Annotated in this window: 9 protein-coding genes; 3 read left to right on the top strand and 6 right to left on the bottom strand. The window is 72.2% G+C overall.

What is annotated here, in order from left to right:
* Positions 1 to 96 precede the first annotated feature (96 nt).
* Positions 97 to 744 (bottom strand): polyprenyl synthetase family protein, encoded by a 648-nt coding sequence (locus tag OTB19_RS37500; protein WP_267803279.1) that lies wholly within the window; start codon positions 742 to 744, stop codon positions 97 to 99.
* A gap of 342 nt (positions 745 to 1,086) precedes the next feature.
* On the opposite strand from OTB19_RS37500, the gene OTB19_RS37495 reads away from it, so the two are divergent.
* Positions 1,087 to 1,770, top strand: a complete 684-nt coding sequence (locus OTB19_RS37495) for a hypothetical protein (RefSeq protein WP_267803278.1) — start codon at positions 1,087 to 1,089, stop codon at positions 1,768 to 1,770.
* On the opposite strand, the gene OTB19_RS37490 is transcribed toward OTB19_RS37495, so the two are convergent.
* Positions 1,736 to 1,885 (bottom strand): hypothetical protein, encoded by a 150-nt coding sequence (locus OTB19_RS37490; protein WP_267803277.1) that lies wholly within the window; start codon positions 1,883 to 1,885, stop codon positions 1,736 to 1,738. The two genes, OTB19_RS37495 and OTB19_RS37490, sit on opposite strands and share 35 nt — an antisense overlap.
* Positions 1,885 to 2,154, bottom strand: a complete 270-nt coding sequence (locus tag OTB19_RS37485; RefSeq protein WP_267803276.1) for a hypothetical protein — start codon at positions 2,152 to 2,154, stop codon at positions 1,885 to 1,887. The genes OTB19_RS37490 and OTB19_RS37485 overlap by 1 nt, the downstream gene beginning before the upstream one ends.
* A 381-nt stretch (positions 2,155 to 2,535) precedes the next feature.
* On the opposite strand from OTB19_RS37485, the gene OTB19_RS37480 reads away from it, so the two are divergent.
* Positions 2,536 to 3,078, top strand: coding sequence for a hypothetical protein (locus OTB19_RS37480; RefSeq protein WP_267803275.1), 543 nt, complete (start codon positions 2,536 to 2,538; stop codon positions 3,076 to 3,078).
* Positions 3,075 to 5,033 carry an ABC1 kinase family protein gene (locus tag OTB19_RS37475; RefSeq protein WP_267803274.1) on the top strand — a complete coding sequence of 653 codons (1,959 nt, stop codon included), beginning with the start codon at positions 3,075 to 3,077 and terminating at the stop codon, positions 5,031 to 5,033. The genes OTB19_RS37480 and OTB19_RS37475 overlap by 4 nt, the downstream gene beginning before the upstream one ends.
* Positions 5,034 to 5,097: 64 nt before the next feature.
* On the opposite strand, the gene OTB19_RS37470 is transcribed toward OTB19_RS37475, so the two are convergent.
* From OTB19_RS37470 to OTB19_RS37460, 3 genes are read right to left on the bottom strand one after another with little or no spacing between them, the layout of a single operon-like run.
* Complete coding sequence (locus tag OTB19_RS37470; RefSeq protein ID WP_267803273.1) at positions 5,098 to 5,892, bottom strand: ABC transporter permease; 795 nt, start codon at positions 5,890 to 5,892, stop codon at positions 5,098 to 5,100.
* A complete protein-coding gene (locus OTB19_RS37465) occupies positions 5,889 to 6,923 on the bottom strand; it encodes an ATP-binding cassette domain-containing protein (protein ID WP_267803272.1) in 1,035 nt (344 codons plus the stop codon). Before OTB19_RS37465 ends, OTB19_RS37470 begins: the two co-directional genes overlap by 4 nt.
* Before the next feature lie 34 nt (positions 6,924 to 6,957).
* Positions 6,958 to 17,187: a non-ribosomal peptide synthetase gene (locus tag OTB19_RS37460; RefSeq protein ID WP_267803271.1), complete on the bottom strand. Its 10,230-nt coding sequence runs from the start codon at positions 17,185 to 17,187 to the stop codon at positions 6,958 to 6,960.
* Between the last annotated feature and the right edge of the window lie 118 nt (positions 17,188 to 17,305).

Raw genomic sequence — 17,305 nt, 5'->3', positions numbered from 1 at the left:
GAAAGAACCTCGGAGAACCCGCCACCGGGACGGCCACCCGGGATACCGGCCTGCCCGAATCCGGAAACCCACCACAAAAGCAATCACACCGCGTGATCAAAGATCACGCGGTGGATCGAGGTTGAGATCGAGGAGGTCGTCGGCTATCTGGAACGCGATGCCGATCTGTTCGCCGCACTCGGCGAGCGCGGCGGCGACGGGTGCGGGCGCGGCGGCCTGGATGGCGCCGATCCCCAGGGACATCGCGAACAGGGCCGCCGTCTTGCCCGCCGCCACCTGGAAGTAGTGGGTGACGGGGTCCTCGCCGGGGCCCGGGCCGGCGAGTTCGCGCAGCTGTCCGACGACCAGGCGGCCGGCGGCCTGCGCGTTGAGGTGGACGGCCGCGGAGCCGAGTTCGGCCGCGAGCTGTGCGGCGCGGGCGAGCAGCCAGTCCCCGCCGAGGACCGCCGCCCGCTCGCCCCAGCGGGCGTGGACGCTGGGGACGCCGTGCCGGGTGGCCGCCCCGTCCATGACGTCGTCGTGGTAGAGCGAGGCGATGTGCACGAGTTCCGCGATGGCGGCCGCCTGGGTGACGCCGTGCGCCCAGGGGTCGCCGAATTCGGCGCCGAGGAGAACGAGGAGGGGGCGAAGGCGTTTGCCGCCGGCGTCGGCGAGGTGGCCGGTGAGGGCGGCCACACGCGGGTCGAGGGCGTCGTGCGCACTGGCTTGGAGCCACTTCTCGGCGCGAATCAGCGATTCTCGCATCCGATTCTCGAACTCCGGTGCATCCAGGGCGAGTTGATTAAGAAATCGGATGGCGGGGAGATCCGTGGAAACAGATGTCCCGGCGCCGTACATGCGTCCTGCCCCCATGGGGAAACCCCTCTGTGTAACGGTCGAGCCCATTGTTTTCACGTATGCGTCGAACAGCTTTCAGTGGGGGCGGACCGGCGTTCAACAGGGCTGTCATGAAGGTGCCACTACGACCTCGGACCACCGGCCGGCCAGGGGGCTGTCAGCTTCCTGCCAAGATCTCGGCGGGCGGGTCGGCATCGAATGACGGACGCTTACGCTCCCTCACGAAAACTCCGAGGGAAGGCTGGGGAATTGCGTAACCGACTCACGCTCGCCGCTGTACTCGCCGCCGGCGTGCTGGCACTGACGGCCGGTTCGGCCACGGCCGCCGGGACCGCGGCGCCGTCCGGATCGTCCGGGCAGGCGTGCGGGGAGGTCCGGTTGACCGGCTCGCTGCCCGCGCCGCCGGCCGGGATGGCCGTGCGGCAGCAGGTCACGATCGGGGCGGACTGCTCGCCCCGGCTCGGGGAGGTGCGCCTGGTCCCGATCGCCGGTACCCCCGCCACGGCGGCGGCCGCGGCCCCGGCCGCCGCGGGCACGGCGCGCCAGTTCAAGAGCTGGAACGAGATGTACGACTGCTGCAACATCCGGATGACCGGGCTCTACACCAGCTCGCAGTGGACCACGGACGGCGGCCGCATCACGACGGCGGCCACCGAGGTCACGCAAGCGTGGAACCGGGAACCGTGGAATGCCGGGTGGTCGCTGAAGTCCGCCACGAAGAACACCGACTGTGCCGCCGATTGCGCCGTCTCGCGTACCGAGGCGCACGCCGACTTCACGTACAAGGGAATCTTCGACGTTTCCGGAAAGACTTACGCGAACACGCACCACTCCTCCGTGGACCTGAACGCGGACGGCAGCGCGACCTGTCGTTTCGACGTTTCGCTGCGCAACACCTTCATAGGGTGGAACTGGCAGCGCGGCTGCCAGTGAGCGGATCGGGCGCGGCCACGGTGATGAGCCGCGCCCGGCTCGCGTGATCGCCCTTCTCACCGATGAGCCTGTCCTCGACCTCCACCCATGCGTGGGGGCTGAACGGCGGGCTCATCAGCGTTCCCACGCACCACGTGGGCCAGGTGCCGCGCCGCGGTCCGCGGGGGTGCGCGGCTCGGGCGGGCGGTGCCGGCGGTGGTGGCGGGGGGCTCCGTCGGGCCGGGCCAGGAGGGCGGTGCCCGGGGGGACGGCGGTGACGCCGTGCCACATCACGCGCTCGTCCAGCGGGGCGGGCACCAGCCCCATGAGGCGGATGGCGAGGGCCGTCGTGTCCGGTTCGAGGCCGGCCGGCCGGGCGAGTTCGGCGGCCCGGTCGCCGGCCACGAGGGCGTCACCGGTGCGGGTGTGGAAGACGCGGCGGGCCCCGTAGGCGGAGCCCTGGACGCGCAGTGGGCGTATTTAGACATGCCGCCGTGGTGGTGCCAATCCCACAGCGCCGGGAGGCCGATTCCGGTGTCCGCGCGGAACGTTCCCGCGGCGGCGAATACGGGAGTCTCGTAAGACTTCTTTCGATTCCAGGGAATTACGGCTGTGTGTCACGGAACGGAATTGAATATTGCAGCGGAGAAGGGGGGATTCAACGAGGTTGTCCGGTTCCGAACCGACATGGCAGCAAGCTGACATCGGAACAGAAATGGTCTTGACCGCTCCATAGAATTTCCGGTCCGGTTGCGCACCATACGACGAGATTGGCAGCCTTCTCATATGACGACTCAAGTCACTCCCACCCCGGCCCACGCGGCGGTCCTGAGCACTCCGCCGCCACCGCGCTGGGCCGTCTGGGCCGCGCATGCCGTCCCGTTGATCGCGCTGCCTTCCACCCTGTGGCGCCTGGCCATGACCGTGGGCGTGCCGGTGGGTTACGGCGAGGAGGTGCTGCGCACCGACTACGGGCTGCCGGGTTCCGGATACCTGATCCTGCCGCTGATCTCCCTCGTGCAGGAGGGCGTGGCCCTGCTGACGCTCGGACTGGTCCGCGATTGGGGGCTGGTCGCGCCGCGTTGGCTGCCCGTCATCGGCGGGAAGCCGGTGCGCACGTGGGCGGCAGCGGGGGTCGCCCTGGTGGGGGCGCTCGCCATGACCGCGATCACGCTCAGCCAGCTCCTGGTCTGGGACACCGTCGACCAGGACAATCTGACCGGCGTCCACCGGTCGATCATGGGCTGGCTGTACGCGCCGCTGCTGTTGTGGGGCCCGCTGCTCGCCGCGGTGGCGGTCTCCTATCTGAGGCGACGTCGCCAGTCATGAACACCGCGGTCCTCATTCTGCTGGCGGCGCTCTCCCTCACCGTCTTCGTCGCCGGACTCGCATCCGGGGCGCGCCGGTTGCTCGGGGTCCGGCTCGGCAAGGGGCGTGCCGTGCTCACGGGATGCGTCGGGCTGGCTGCCGGCACGCTGATCAGCTATCCCCTGCGCAACGTGCAGCCGCTGGCCCTGATCACCCTGGAGATCGGGGTGTCGCTGGTGGTGGCGATGCTGTTCCTGGCGGCCACCGAGGTACTGGTTCCCTCGGGCGCGGTGCGCGGGCTGGTCCGACTGCCGGGTTCGCTGCGCCGCCAGTTCGCCCGCACCCGGCGCTATGTCCGGCTCAGCCGGATCTTCGTCCGGCACGGACTCGGACGGTTCCTCAGCGGCAGATCGCGGCGCGGTCCGGGCGCGGCCGCCGAGCGCGCGGTACTGGCCCCGTCGCTGCGCCTGGCACTGGAGGAGGCGGGTGTCACCTTCGTCAAGCTGGGCCAGGTGATGTCCACCCGGTACGACCTGCTGCCGGCGGAGTTCATCACGGAGCTGAGCACCTTGCAGGACCAGGCGTCCCCCGAACCCTGGGAGGCGGTCGAGCGGCTGCTGCACGAGGAGTTGGGGGCGCCGCCCGGCGAGGTGTTCGCCGAGTTCGACCCGAAGCCGCTCGCGGCGGGTTCCATCGCCCAGGTGCACCGGGCGCGACTGCGGGACGGCCGGCAGGTCGCGGTGAAGGTGCAGCGGCCGAGCGCCCGCGAGATCGTCGTGGACGACCTGGACATCCTGTACCGGTTCGCGGGCCGGCTGGAGCAGCACACGGAGTGGGGGCGCAGCGTGGGTGCCCTGTCGCTGGCCCAGGGGTTCGCGGTGTCGGTCCAGGAGGAACTCGACTTCCGGATCGAGGCCCGCAACACCCAGTCCGTGGCCGCGGCGATCGAGGAGGGCGGCGGCGGCTCGGTCATCCGGGTGCCGGAGGTGCACGAGGAACTCACCGGAAAGCGGGTCCTGGTCACGGAGTGGATGTCCGGCATACCCCTGCACAGCGTGTCGAAGGTGCTGGACGAACGGGGCCTGGACCGGAAGGCGCTGGCCACCGCGATGCTGGAGTGCCTGCTGGGGCAGATCATGACGACCGGGGTGTTCCACGCCGACCCTCACCCCGGCAATCTGCTGCTGCTCGACGACGGGCAGCTCGGCATGCTCGACTTCGGGTCGGTGGGCCGCATCGACCGCTCGCTGCGAGCCACCCTGCGGGGGATGCTGCTGGCTCTGCACCGCGGCGACCCGGCCGGTCTGTGCGACGCGCTGATCGCGCTGGTCGTCCATCCGGAGCACATAGACGAACGCAAGCTGGAACGGGCCCTGGGGCAGTTCCTGGCCCGGCACTTCGCGCCCGGCATCAAGCCGGACCGAGAGATGTTCGCCGACCTCTTCGCGATCGTCTCCCGGCACGGGATCAGCGTGCCGCCGGAGATAGCGGCCGTCTTCCGGGCGCTGGCCACCATGGAGGGCTCCCTGGACCGGCTGGTGCCCGGGTTCGACATCGTCACCGAGGCCCGCTCCTTCGCCGTCACCCAGCACCTGCGCAAGCTCAGGCCGGAGGCGCTCGGGCGTTCACTGACCGAGGAGCTGTTGGGGCTGGTGCCGATGCTGCGCCGGCTGCCGCGCCGCATCGAGCGCATCGGCGCGGCCGTGGAGAGCGGTCAGTTGACGGTCGGCGTGCGGATGTTCGCCGATCCGAACGACCGCCGGTTCCTGCGCTCGCTCGTCCACGAGGTGCTGTTGGCCTTCCTGGGCGGGATCATCGGCCTGGTCGGCGTACAGCTGCTGCGCCTCGGGGGCGGCCCGATGCTGAGCGAGGGTCTGGGACTGTTCGAGCTGTTCGGCTACAACCTGCTGGTGATCAGCTCGGTGCTGGTCCTGCGGGTGCTCTTCATGATGATCGGGTCCGGGAACAGACGCTGACCGTGCCGCGCGCCCGGCGAGGCCCGGCCCCTCGGGGACCGGGCCTCGCCGGGCGTACGGGGCGTCAGCGCTTGGCGGCGGCCCGCTGGTATGCCCGGCCGGCGAGCGGTACGACCACCGCGAGCAGGATGAGCAGCACCGCGAGCGCGGCGATGACGGGGTGCTCGGAGGGGAAGGCGCCGCTGGAGGCGCCGCGCTCGTTGCCGAAGAGGTCGCGGGCGGCGGAGACCACGGCACTGACCGGGTTCCACTCGACGACCACGCGCATCCAGCCCGGCAGGCCCTCCGGCGGCACGAAGGCGTTGGAGAGGAAGGCCAACGGCATCATCACCACGCCGGAGAGCGCGCTGACCGCCTCCGGGCTGCGCAGGCTCAGGCCCACGAGGGCGCCCAGCCAGGACATCGCGAAGCCCATCAGGAGCAGCAACCCGAAGCCGGCCAGGGTCTGGAGCACGCCGTTGTGCGCGCGCCAGCCCATGAAGTAGCCGACCACTGCCATCACGGCGCTGGTCCAGCCGACGAGGACGAGGTCGGCGGTGGTCCGACCGAGCAGGACCGAGGAGCGGGAGATGGGCAGTGCGCGGAAGCGGTCCACGAGGCCGTTGTTGAGGTCCTCGACCACACCGATCGCGGTGGTGGTGAGGTTGGCGAGCATCACCTGCGCGAAGATGCCGGCCATGATGTATTCCTTGTAGCCGCCCTGGCCCGGAGCCTGCATGGCGCTGCCGAACAGGTAGCCGAAGACGAGCACGAACGCCACCGGCATGATGGTGATGCCGAGAAGCTGCTCGGGCATGCGCCGGATGTGCCGCATCTGGCGGCCCGCGAGTGCGAACGAGTCACTGATCACCTCGGTCATGCCGCCTGCATCTCCTTCTTGTCCGTGTCCGTGTCCGTGTGGCGGTTCTCGGTCGCCGCGGGCGGGCCGGCGTCCGGGGCCTGGTCGTCGGCGCCGCCCTTCTGTCCGGTGAGGGAGAGGAAGACGTCGTCGAGCGAGGAGCGGCGGACGGCGAAGTCCTGCGGCTCGATGCCCAGGCGTTGCAGACCCGAGGCGGCGGCCGCGATGGTGTTCACCCCACCGGTCAGCGGTACCGAGACGGTGCGGGCCTCGCGGTCGACGACCGGCGCGCCCGGCGAGACCTCGTCCAGCACCCGGGTCACGGCGGCCAGGTCGGCGACGGAGGCGACGCAGACCTCGAGGCGCTCGCCGCCGACCTCGCGCTTGAGCTCGTCGGGGGTGCCGTCGGCGATGACGACGCCCTTGTCGATGACCGCGATCCGGTCGGCGAGCTGGTCCGCCTCCTCCAGGTACTGGGTGGTGAGCAGGACGGTCACCCCGTTGACCACCTGCTCCTTGATCATCTGCCAGAGGGCGAGCCGGCTGGTGAGGTCCAGGCCGGTGGTCGGTTCGTCGAGGAAGAGCACGGGTGGGCTCGCGACCAGGCTGGCGGCGAGGTCGAGGCGGCGGCGCATGCCGCCGGAGTACGTCTTGGCCATGCGGCCGGCGGCGTCCACGAGCTCGAACTTCTCCAGGAGTTCGTCCGCGCGGGCCCGGGCCCCCTTGCGGCCCAGGCGCAGCAGGGTGCCGATCAGCTGGAGGTTCTCGCGGCCGGTGAGTCGCTCGTCGACGGCCGCGTACTGGCCGGTGAGGCCCACGTTGGCGCGGATCAGTCTGGCCTGGGTGGCGAGGTCGTAGCCGGCCACGGTGGCGCGGCCTTCGTCCGGGTCCAGCAGGGTCGCGAGGATCCGTACGGTGGTCGTCTTGCCCGCCCCGTTGGGACCGAGCACTCCGAGGATGGTGCCCGCGGGCACCTGGAGGTCGATGCCGTTCAGCGCCTGGTGGTCGCCGTAGCGCTTGCGGAGGCCCTCCGCCGAGATTGCCGTTTCCATGACGGCCACTCCTTTACGTCTGGTCACGCGGGGGTCAGTTGACGGAGGTCAGCTGACTGGTGAGCTTGTCGAGGACGACCCGGCCGATCTCGGCCGCCGGCTCCGGCTGCAGCAGGTGTCCGTGGTGCGCGTGCACCGGGTGGGTGGTGACGGGGCCGGCGACGTACGGCTGCCAGGCGGCCACCGAGTCCCGTGTCTTGCCGGCGATGTCGGCGACGCCGGCCGTGGAGACGAACAGCAGCAGTTCGCCGTCGAACCGGCGCGGCCGGTAGGCGGCGCTCAGCACGTGGTTGTTGATGCCGACCTTCACGAAGGCGGAGATGTGGTGCTCCTCCAGGCTGGCGAGCGCGCTGTCCCGGCCCCGGATGAGCTCCATCGCCCGCTGGTGGTCGAGCGGCTGCTCGCGCAGCTCGGCCAGGTCGTATCCGACGAAGTCGAGGAGGGTCTCCAGGACGTCCCGCTCCGTCGGAAGCGTGTAGTCGTCGTCCTCCCAGGACTCGTCGTACGGGGTCTGGTCCAGGTTGGCGAGGAGCGCGACCTCCTCCCCCGCCTCCGTCAGCCGGGTGGCGATCTCGTGTGCCACGAGGCCTCCGAAGGACCAGCCGAGCAGGTGGTAGGGGCCGGCCGGCTGGACCGTGCGGATCTGGTCCAGGTAGTCGGCGGCCATCTCCTCCACACCGGCCGCGATGCGGTCCTTGCCGTCCAGGCCGCGGGCCTGGAGTCCGTAGACCGGGTACTCGGCGCCGATGTGCTTCAGCAGCGCCGAGTACGGCCAGCTGAGGCCGCCCGCGCCGTGGACGCAGAACAGCGGGGGCCGTTCGCCGGCGGGACGCAGCGGCAGCAGCACCTCGAAGCCGTCGCCGTCCTGGCCGGAGCCGAGCTTGTCCATCAGTCGGGCGACCGTCGGGGTCTCGAAGATGCCCCGGTTGCTGAGTTTGACGCCGAGGACCGAGCGGATCCGGCTGACGAGTTGGATCGAGGTGATGCTGTCGCCGCCGAGCTCGAAGAAGCTGTCGTCGATGCCGACGCGCTCGACCTTGAGGACCTCGCCGAACAGGCCGCAGAGCACTTCCTCCTGGGCCGAGCGGGGTCCGCGCCCGCCGGGGGTGGTGTCGAGGCCGGGGGCGGGCAGAGCCTTGCGGTCGAGCTTGCCGTGGACGGTCAGCGGGAGGACGTCGAGGGTGACGAAGGCGGACGGGACCATGTGGTCCGGGAGTCGGGCCGCCACGTGGGCGCGGAGCGTCTCGGTGTCGGGGGTGGCGCCGGGGGCGGGGGTCAGGTAGGCGACGAGGCGCTTGGTGCCCGGCTGGTCCTCGCGGACGATCACCGCGTTCTGCGCGATCGAGGCGTGCGATCCGAGGACGGTCTGGATCTCGCCGAGCTCGATGCGGAAGCCGCGCACCTTGACCTGGTCATCGGAACGGCCCAGGTACTCCAGCTCACCCGTGCGGGTCCACCGGGCCAGGTCGCCCGTGCGGTACATGCGGCTGCCCGACGGGCCGTGCGGGTCGGCGGTGAAACGTTCGGCGGTCAGGGCGGGGCGGGCCAGGTAGCCGCGGGCCAGACCGGCGCCGGCGAGGTAGAGCTCACCCGCGACTCCCGGCGCGACGGGCCGCAGGGACGCGTCGAGCACGTAGGTCCGGGTGCCCTCGATGGGCGTGCCGATCGAGGGCACGCCCGAACCCGCCACGAGGGGTGCCGAGGTGGTGGCGACCACGGTGGACTCCGTCGGTCCGTACGCGTTGACCATCCGACGCCCGGGCGCCCACCGGTCCACCAACTCCGCCGAGCCGGCGTCACCACCCACGATCAGCGAGCGGAACCGGGCGAACGGACCCGCCGGAACACTGGCGAGCGCCGCCGGCGGGATCAGCGCGTGCGTGACCCGCTCCTCCTCCAGCACCCGGGCCAGCACCTCGCCTGCCAGCGGACCTTCCGACGGGACCACCAGCGCGGCGCCCGCGGCGAAGGTCATCACCAGTTCCAGGACGGAGGCGTCGAAGCTCGGCGACGCGAACTGCAGCACACGACTGTGCGCGTCCACGTCGAACCGCTCGATCTCCGCCGCCGCGAAACTCGCCAGGCCCGTGTGCGGGACGACCACGCCCTTGGGGCGCCCCGTCGATCCGGACGTGTAGATCACATACGCCGGATTCTCCGGTGCCACGGCCGACGCCGGCCGGTGCGACGCCTCGTCGTCCGTCTGCGGCAGCTCGCGCAGGACCAGGACCGGACGGGCGTCGTCGAGCATGAACGCGATGCGCTCGGTCGGGTACTCCGGGTCCACCGGGAGGTAGGCCGCCCCCGCCTTCAGCACGGCGAGCCGGGCCACCACGCTGTCCACCGAACGCGGCAGCACCAACGCCACCACACCCTCCGGACCGACACCCCGGTCCGTGAGCCAGTGCGCCAGACGGTTCGCCCGCGCCTCCAACCGCGCGTACGACAGGACGAGATCGCCGCTGACCACCGCGGGCGCCTCGGGCGTCCGCGACGCGGTGGCCTCGAACAGACCGTGGAGGGTCACCGGTTCCCGCTCGCTCCCGGAGCCGGCCCACTCCCCCACCACCAGCGCGCGCTCACGCTCCGAGAGGACCTCGACCGCCCCGACCCGGACCTCCGGATCGGCCGCGACCGCGTCCAGCACCGCGACCAGCCGCGCGGCCAGAGCCTGCGCCGTCACCCGGTCGAACAGATCGACCGCGTACTCGACGCTCCCCTCCAGACCCGACCCGCCCTCGGCGAGCTGGAACGTCAGGTCGAACTTCGCCGCGTCGAACTCGATGTCCTGCGCGGCGATGCTCAGGCCGGCGAGGTCGAGCGTGGCCTCGCCGGTGTTCTGGAAGGCCAGCATGACCTGGAAGAGGGGGTGGCGGGCCATGGACCGTTCGGGGTTCAGCACCTCCACCAGCCGCTCGAAGGGCACGTCCTGGTTGGCGTACGCCGCCAGGTCCGCTTCCCGCACCCGTTCCACCAGCTCCCGAAACGTCGGATCCCCCGACAGGTCGGTCCGCAACACCAGCGTGTTCACGAAGAACCCCACCAGGTCGTCCAGGGCCTCGTCCGTACGCCCCGCGACCACGCTGCCGACCGGGATGTCCTCACCCGCGCCGATGCGGTGCAGCAAGGTGGCCAGGGCGGCCTGGACGACCATGAAGAGGCTGCCGCGCGTCTCGCCGGCGAGGGCGAGCAGCCGCTCGTGGGTCGCGCGGGAGACACGGAAGGGGACGGTGTCGCCGCGGTGGCTCGGCCGCGGCGGGCGCGGGCGGTCGGTCGGCAGCACCAGTTCCTCGGGGAGGCCCGCGAGGGCGCTCCGCCAGTGGTCGATCTGCCGGGACAGCTCGCTGATCGGGTCGTCCTCCTCGCCGAGCACCTCGCGCTGCCAGAGCGTGTAGTCCGCGTACTGCACCGGAAGCGGCGTGAACCGCGGTGCGGCGCCGTCCAGTCGGGCCGCGTACGCCTGCCCGAGATCTCGCGCCAGCGGGCCCATGGACCAGCCGTCGCAGGCGATGTGGTGCACCACCACGACCAGCACGTGGTCGTCGTCGGACGCCTTGAGGAGGCTCGCCCGGAGGGGCAGGTCCGCGTCCGGCTCGAACCCGCGCGAGACCTCGGCGGCCAATGTCTGCGGGTCGTACGGCGCCGTGGCGAGGACCGGGCGGACGCCGTGCGGCGGCAGGATCACCTGGTGCGGTCGCCCGTCGGTGTCGGGGAACACGGTGCGCAGGCTCTCGTGCCGGGCGACCACGTCGCCGAGGGCGGCCTCCAGGGCCGCGGCGTCGAGCGGGCCGGTGAGGCGGACGGCCAGCGGCATGTTGTAGGTGGCGCCGGGCCCTTCGAAGCGGTCCAGGAACCAGAGCCGGCGCTGGGCCGGTGACAGCGGGATCTCCTCGGGGCGTTCCCTGGCGGTCAGGGCGGTCCGGCCGCTGCCGGCGTCGCCGACGCGCTCGGCGAGTTCGGCGACGGTGGGTGCCTCGAACAGGGTACGGACGGGGAGTTCGGCGCCGAGGCGGGAGCGGACGCGTCCGGTCACCCGGATCGCGAGCAGCGAGTGGCCCCCGAGGTCGAAGAAGCTGTCGTCGATGGAGACCTGCTCCACACCGAGGATCTCGGCGTAGATCTCGCAGAGCGCCTTCTCCCGCGCGGTGCGGGGAGTGCGGCCGCCGGCGCCGGTGCGCGGTCCGGGGGCGGGCAGCGCCTTTCGGTCGAGCTTGCCGTTGACGGTGACGGGCAGCCGGTCGAGGGTGACGAACGCGGTGGGCACCATGTAGTCGGGCAAACGTGCGCCGAGCACGCGGCGCAGTTCCTCGGGCGCCGGGACCGTGTGGCCGGCGGCCGGGGTGGTGTAGGCGACGAGCTCCTGGATGCCGGGGCGGTCCTCGCGGACCAGGACGGCGGCCTGGGCGATCTCCTCGTGGGCTTCCAGGGCCGCCGCTATCTCGCCCGGTTCGATGCGGAAGCCGCGGATCTTGACCTGGTCGTCCACGCGGCCCAGGCAATCGACGCGGCCGTCCCGGGTCCAGCGGGCCCGGTCGCCGGTGCGGTACATGCGGGCGCCGGGCGGCCCGTAGGGGTCGGCGGTGAAGCGTTCGGCGGTCAGGCCGGGCCGGCCCAGGTAGCCGCGGGCGAGGCCGGAGCCGGCGATGTACAGCTCGCCGGCCACGCCGGGCGCGACGGGGCGCAGCGCGGTGTCGAGGACGTACGCCCGGTAGTTGTCCAGCGGGCGTCCGACCAGCACCCGGTCGCTGTCGGTGATGGGCTGGCCCAGGGCGTCGACGGTGGTCTCGGTGGGGCCGTACAGGTTGTGCGTGACCAGTCCGTCGATCGCGGCGAGTTCACCGCGCAGGGCCTCGCCGAGTGCCTCGCCGCCCAGGCTGACGACGAGTGGCCGGGTGCTCTCGTCGGTGGTCAGGCCGGCCTCGTGCAGCTGCTGGAAGTGGCCGGGGGTGGTGTCGATGTGGTCGAAGCCGCCGATGCGGCGGGCGTAGGCGTGGAAAACGGCGGGGTCGTGGCGGGTCTCGTCGTCGAGGAGGTGCAGCTCGTGGCCGGCGAGCATCCACAGCAGCGGGTCGACGGCGGCGTCGAACGAGAGCGAGGCGCCCAGCGCGACCCGAAGGGTCCGGTGTCCCGCCTGTGCGATCTGCGGGGCGTAGAGCCGGCCGAAGTGGTCGTGGAAGAGGTTGACGACGCTGCGGTGCTCCACGGTGACGCCCTTGGGGCGGCCGGTGGAGCCGGAGGTGTAGATGACGTACGCGGCGTTCTCCGGGCGCGGTGCACCGGCGATCTCGTCGGGGGTCAGGTTCTCGCCGGACCACGCGCGGTCGCGGTCGAGGGCGTGGAGTTCGGCGACGTCGGCGAGTTCGGCGACGGGGCGGGCGTCCTGGATCATGTAGGTGACGCGGTCGGCCGGGTAGCCGCGATCGACCGGGACGTACACGGCGCCCGCCTTCATCACGGCGAGGAGCGCCACGATGTGCTCGGCGCAGCGGGGCAGCCGGACGGCGACGGCCTGTTCGGGGCGGACCCCGTCGGCGATGAGCTGTCGGGCGAGCCGGTTGGCCCAGGTGTTGAGCGCGCGGTAGCTGAGCCGGACGTCCTGGAAGACCAGGGCGGTGGCGGCGGGGGTGCGGGCGGCCTGCGCTTCGAACAGGCCGGGCAGCGTGCCGGTGGGGTGGTCCCGGGTGGTGTCGTTCCAGTCGACGAGGGCGCGTCGGCGTTCCTCGGCCGTCAGGAGGTCCACCGCGGACAGGGTCCGGTCGGGCTCGGTGACGAGCGCGGTGACCAGGCGGACCAGGCGGTCGGCGAGTTCCCGCGCGCTCTGCCGGTCGAAGAGGTCGGTCGCGAACTCGATGCCGCCCTCGATGCCGTCGGGGGTTCCGTCGGCGGTGAAGCGTTCGGCGAGGACGACCGACAGGTCGAAGTTGGAGGTCTTCAGGCCGACGGGGCGCACGGTGGTGCTCACCCCGGCGAGGTCGAGGGCGGCCTCCGCGTTGTTCTGGAAGGAGAGCATCACCTGGAAGAGCGGGTGGCGGGCGAGGGAGCGCCCGGGGTTGAGGGTCTCCACCAGTTGCTCGAAGGGGACGTCCTGATGGGCGTAGGCGGCGAGGTCGGCTTCGCGGACCCGGTCCAGCAGTTGGCGGAAGGTCGGGTCGCCGGAGACGTCGGTGCGCAGGACGAGGGTGTTGACGAAGAAGCCGACGAGTTCGTCCAGTGCCTGGTCGGTGCGTCCGGCGACGGGTGTGCCCAGGGGGATGTCGTCGCCTGCGCCGAGGCGGTGCAGGAGGCCGGCGAGGGCGGCTTGGGCGGCCATGAAGACGCTGGAACGGTGTTCGCGGGCGAGCGCCGCGAGCCGCCGGTGGGTGTCGGCGGGGATGGTCAGGTCGACGGTGTCGCCGCGGTAGCTCGTCTCGGGCGGCCGGGGGCGGTCGGTGGGCAGGGTGAGTTCCTCCGGCAGGCCCGCCAGGGTGGTGCGCCAGAAGTCGATCTGGCGGGCGAGTTCACCGCCGGGGGTGTGCTCGTCGCCGAGTACGTCGTCGAGCCAGAGCGTGTAGTCGGCGTACTGGACGGGCAGCGGCTCCCAGGCGGGGTGCTCGCCGGCGCGGCGGGCGCGGTAGGCGTCGCTCAGGTCGCGGGCGAGGGGGGCCATGGACCAGCCGTCGGCCGCGATGTGGTGGACGACGAGGAGCAGTACGTACTCGGAACCGCTGAGGGCGAACAGGCGTGCTCGTAGAGGGAGTTCACTGGTGAGGTCGAACTCCTTGCCGCTGGCGGCCGCCAGTGCCCGGTCGAGTTCCTCCTCGGCGACGCCGATCACGGGCATGGGCACGCCGGCATCGGCGGGGGCGAGGACGTGCTGACGCGGCCGGCCGTCGGTGTCGGGGAAGACGGTGCGCAGGCTCTCGTGCCGGGCCACCACGTCGGCGAGGGCGGCGCGCAGGGCCTGCACGCGCAGGTCGCCGGAGATGCGGACGGCCAGCGGCAGGTTGTAGTTGCCGCCCGCGTCCTCGAAGCGGCCGAGGAACCACAAGCGGCGCTGGGCGGGCGAGAGCGGGATCCGCGCGGGCCGGGCGGCCGGGGCGAGGGCCTTGCGGGCCCGGCCGGCGACGGCGATCCGCTCGGCGAGGGCGGCGACGGTCGGGGCCTCGAACAGGGCGCGGACGGCGATCTCGGCTCCGAGGGCGGTCCGTACCCGGCTGACCAGGCGGGTGGCGAGCAGCGAGTGACCGCCGAGGTCGAAGAAGCTGTCGTCGATCGACACCCGGTCCAGGCCGAGGACGTCGGCGAACAGCTCGCAGAGCCGGACCTCGCGCGCGTCGCGCGGGGGCCGTCCGGTGGCGGCCGCGCCCTCGGGGGCGGGCAGGGCCCGGCGGTCCAGCTTGCGGTTGGGGGTCAGGGGGAGCGCGTCCAGGGTGACGAACGCGGAGGGGACCATGTGGTCGGGGAGGGTCCCGTCGAGATGGGTCCGGAGTTCTTGCGCCGCGGGCGCCGCGTGTCCTTCGGCGGGCACCAGGTAGGCGGCGATGGTCTTCAGGCCCGGGCGGTCCTCGCGGGCGATCACGGCGGCCTGCGCGAGGGCGGGGTGTGTGGTGAGGGCCGCCTCGATCTCGCCGAGTTCGATGCGGAAGCCGCGGATCTTCACCTGGTGGTCGCTGCGGCCGAGGTAGTCGAGTTCGCCGTCGGCGGTCCAGCTCACCACGTCGCCGGTGCGGTACATGCGGGTGCCGGCCGGTCCGTGGGGGTCCGCGACGAACCGCTCGGCGGTCAGGCCTGGGCGTCCCAGGTAGCCGCGGGCCAGTCCCGCTCCCGCGAGGTACAGCTCGCCGGGGACTCCGGGCTGCACGGGGCGCAGGGCGCTGTCGAGCACGCGGACGCGGGTGTTGCGGATGGGGCGGCCGATGGTGGGGCGGCTCGGCCATGCGTCGGAGTCGGCGGGGAGGGTGGCCGCGGTGACGACGTGCGTCTCGGTGGGCCCGTAGTGGTTGTGCAGGAGGCGGCCGGTGCCGTGGTGGAAGTCGCGGATCCGTTTGCTCAGGACGAGTGCCTCGCCGGCTTGGGCGAGGTGGCGCAGGGCCGGCAGTTCCAGGCCTTGGCCGACGGCTTCCTCGCACAGCGCGTCGATGACCAGGTTGGGCGCGTACACCTCGTCGATGTGGTGTGCGTCGAGCCAGCGGACGAAGGCGGCGGGATCGCGGCGGGTGTCCTCGTCGGGGATGACGAGGGTGCGGCCGGAGAGGGTGGTGGAGAGGATCTCCTGGGCGGAGACGTCGAAGCTGATGGCGGTGAACTGGGCGGTCCGTACGCCGACTCCGCCGGGGAGTTCCGTCTCGTGCCAGCCGACGAGGTTGGCCAGCGGTCCGCCGGGCATGGTGACGCCCTTGGGCTTGCCGGTGGAGCCGGAGGTGTAGATGACGTAGGCGGGGGTGAGCGGGCTGAGCGGGGCGGTCCGTTCGGCGTCGGTGACGGCGGTGTCCGCGAGGGACCCGAGGGAGGTGGTGGTGGCCGGGGCGTCGAGGAGGAGCAGGCGGGTGTGGTCCTCGGCGGGGAGGGCGGCGGCGATGCCGTCCCGGGTGGCGTGGTCGGTGAGGACGAGCGCCGGGCGGGCGTCGCCGAGCATGTGGGCGATCCGGTCGGCCGGGTATCCGGCGTCGACGGGGAGGTAGGCGGCGCCCGACTTGAGGACGGCCCACAGTGCGACGATCAGGTCGGTGGAGCGGGGCAGTGCGAGCGCGACGGTCCGCTCGGGGCCCGCGCCGTGCGCGATGAGCAGCCGGGCCAGGCGGTTGGATCGGCTGTCGAGGGCGCGGTAGGTGAGGGCGTGGTCGCCGTACTGGACGGCGATCGCGTCGGGGTGCCGGTCGGCGGTCTGCCGGAAGAGGGTGGGCAGCGGGAGCAACGCGCCGTCGTGTGCGGTGTCGTTCCATTCGTGCAGGACCTTGGCGCGTTCGCCGGGTGCGAGCAGGTCGAGCCGGCCGACCGGGGTGTCCTCGGCGCCTGCCAGGGAGGCGAGCACGCGCAGGACGCGTGCTCCGACGGCTTCGGCGGCGTCGGTGTCGAGGACGTCGGGGCGGTGGCTGAGTTCGAGGGCGAGGGTGGCTCCGGCGTGGACCATCAGTCCGAGCGGGTAGTGGGTTCCCTCGTGGCCGCGTCCGTCGACGACGCCGAGGCCGCCCGCAGAGCGGCGCAGGCCCTCGGTGTCCACGGGGTAGTTCTCGAAGACGAGGAGGGTGTCGAAGAGTTCGCCGCCGGCCGGGGCGAGGCGCTGGATGTCGGCGAGTCCCAGGTACTGGTGGTCCATGAGGGAGGCCTGTTGGGCCTGGAGTCGTTCCAGGAGGGCGCCGAGGGTTTCGGCGGGGTCGAGGGTGACGCGGACGGGGAGGGTGTTGATGAACAGGCCGACCATGGACTCGATGCCGGGGACCTGGGGCGGGCGGCCGGAGACGGTGCCTCCGAAGACCACGTCCTCACGGCCAGTGAGCCGGCCCAGGACGATCGCCCACGCGGCCTGCACCACGGTGTTGACGGTGACGCCGCGTTCGCGCACCCAGCGGACCAGTTCGGTCGTCTGCGCCGCGGGCAGCTCGACACGGGTCCGCGCGGGGGCGACCGGCTCGCGCGAGGGGTCGGGGGCGGCGAGGAGGGTGGGCTCCTCCAGTCCGTCGAGGACCTGCCGCCAGGCGTCCTCGGCGGCGGTGTGGTCCTGGGCGGCCACCCAGGCGAGGTAGTCGCGGTACGGGGTGACGGGGGGCAGTGCCCTCTCGTCGGAGCCGCCGCGCAGCAGCCCGTACAGCTCGAAGAGTTCTCCGATGAGCAGGGCCCGCGACCAGCCGTCGAGCAGGATGTGGTGCGCCGTGATCAGGAACTGGTGACGGCCGTCGCCGAGGGCGACGAGGGTGAAGCGGATCAGCGGGGGCCGCGCCAGGTCGAAGCGGCGGGCGCGATCGTCGGCGGCGATCCGGTCGGCTTCGGCCGACCGGTCGGCGGCTGGTCGGCCGCTCAGGTCGGTTTCGGTCCAGTCCGGGGCCACCTCGAAGGGGATGAGCTGCACCGGCTCGCCGTTCTTGCGGTGGCGGAACGCGGCCCTTAGTCCGGAGTGGCGGCGCAGCAGCGCGGCGCACGCCGCGTGGAGCGCCTTCGTGTCGAGCTCGCCCTCGATGTCCAGGACGAACTGCATGGTGTAGACGTCCGGTCCCTGCGCGTCGTACTGCGCGTGGAACAGGAGGCCCTGCTGAAGCGGGGAGAGCGGAAGTATGCCCTCGTGCGCCACGAGGCGCCACTACCCCGAGCGGGGGTGAAAGGACCCCGCCGCTGGCCTGTCGCAGCAGGCTAGTGCAGCTGAGGGCAGCCTGACCGCGGAGACGCGCGGGAGGGCGGCAAGCAGCCCT

It is taken from the genome of Streptomyces sp. H27-H5 (genome assembly GCF_026627505.1).
Classification (GTDB): domain Bacteria; phylum Actinomycetota; class Actinomycetes; order Streptomycetales; family Streptomycetaceae; genus Streptomyces.
Note: the sequence above shows the minus strand (reverse complement) of the source record. Positions and strands in the feature narration are given on the sequence as shown.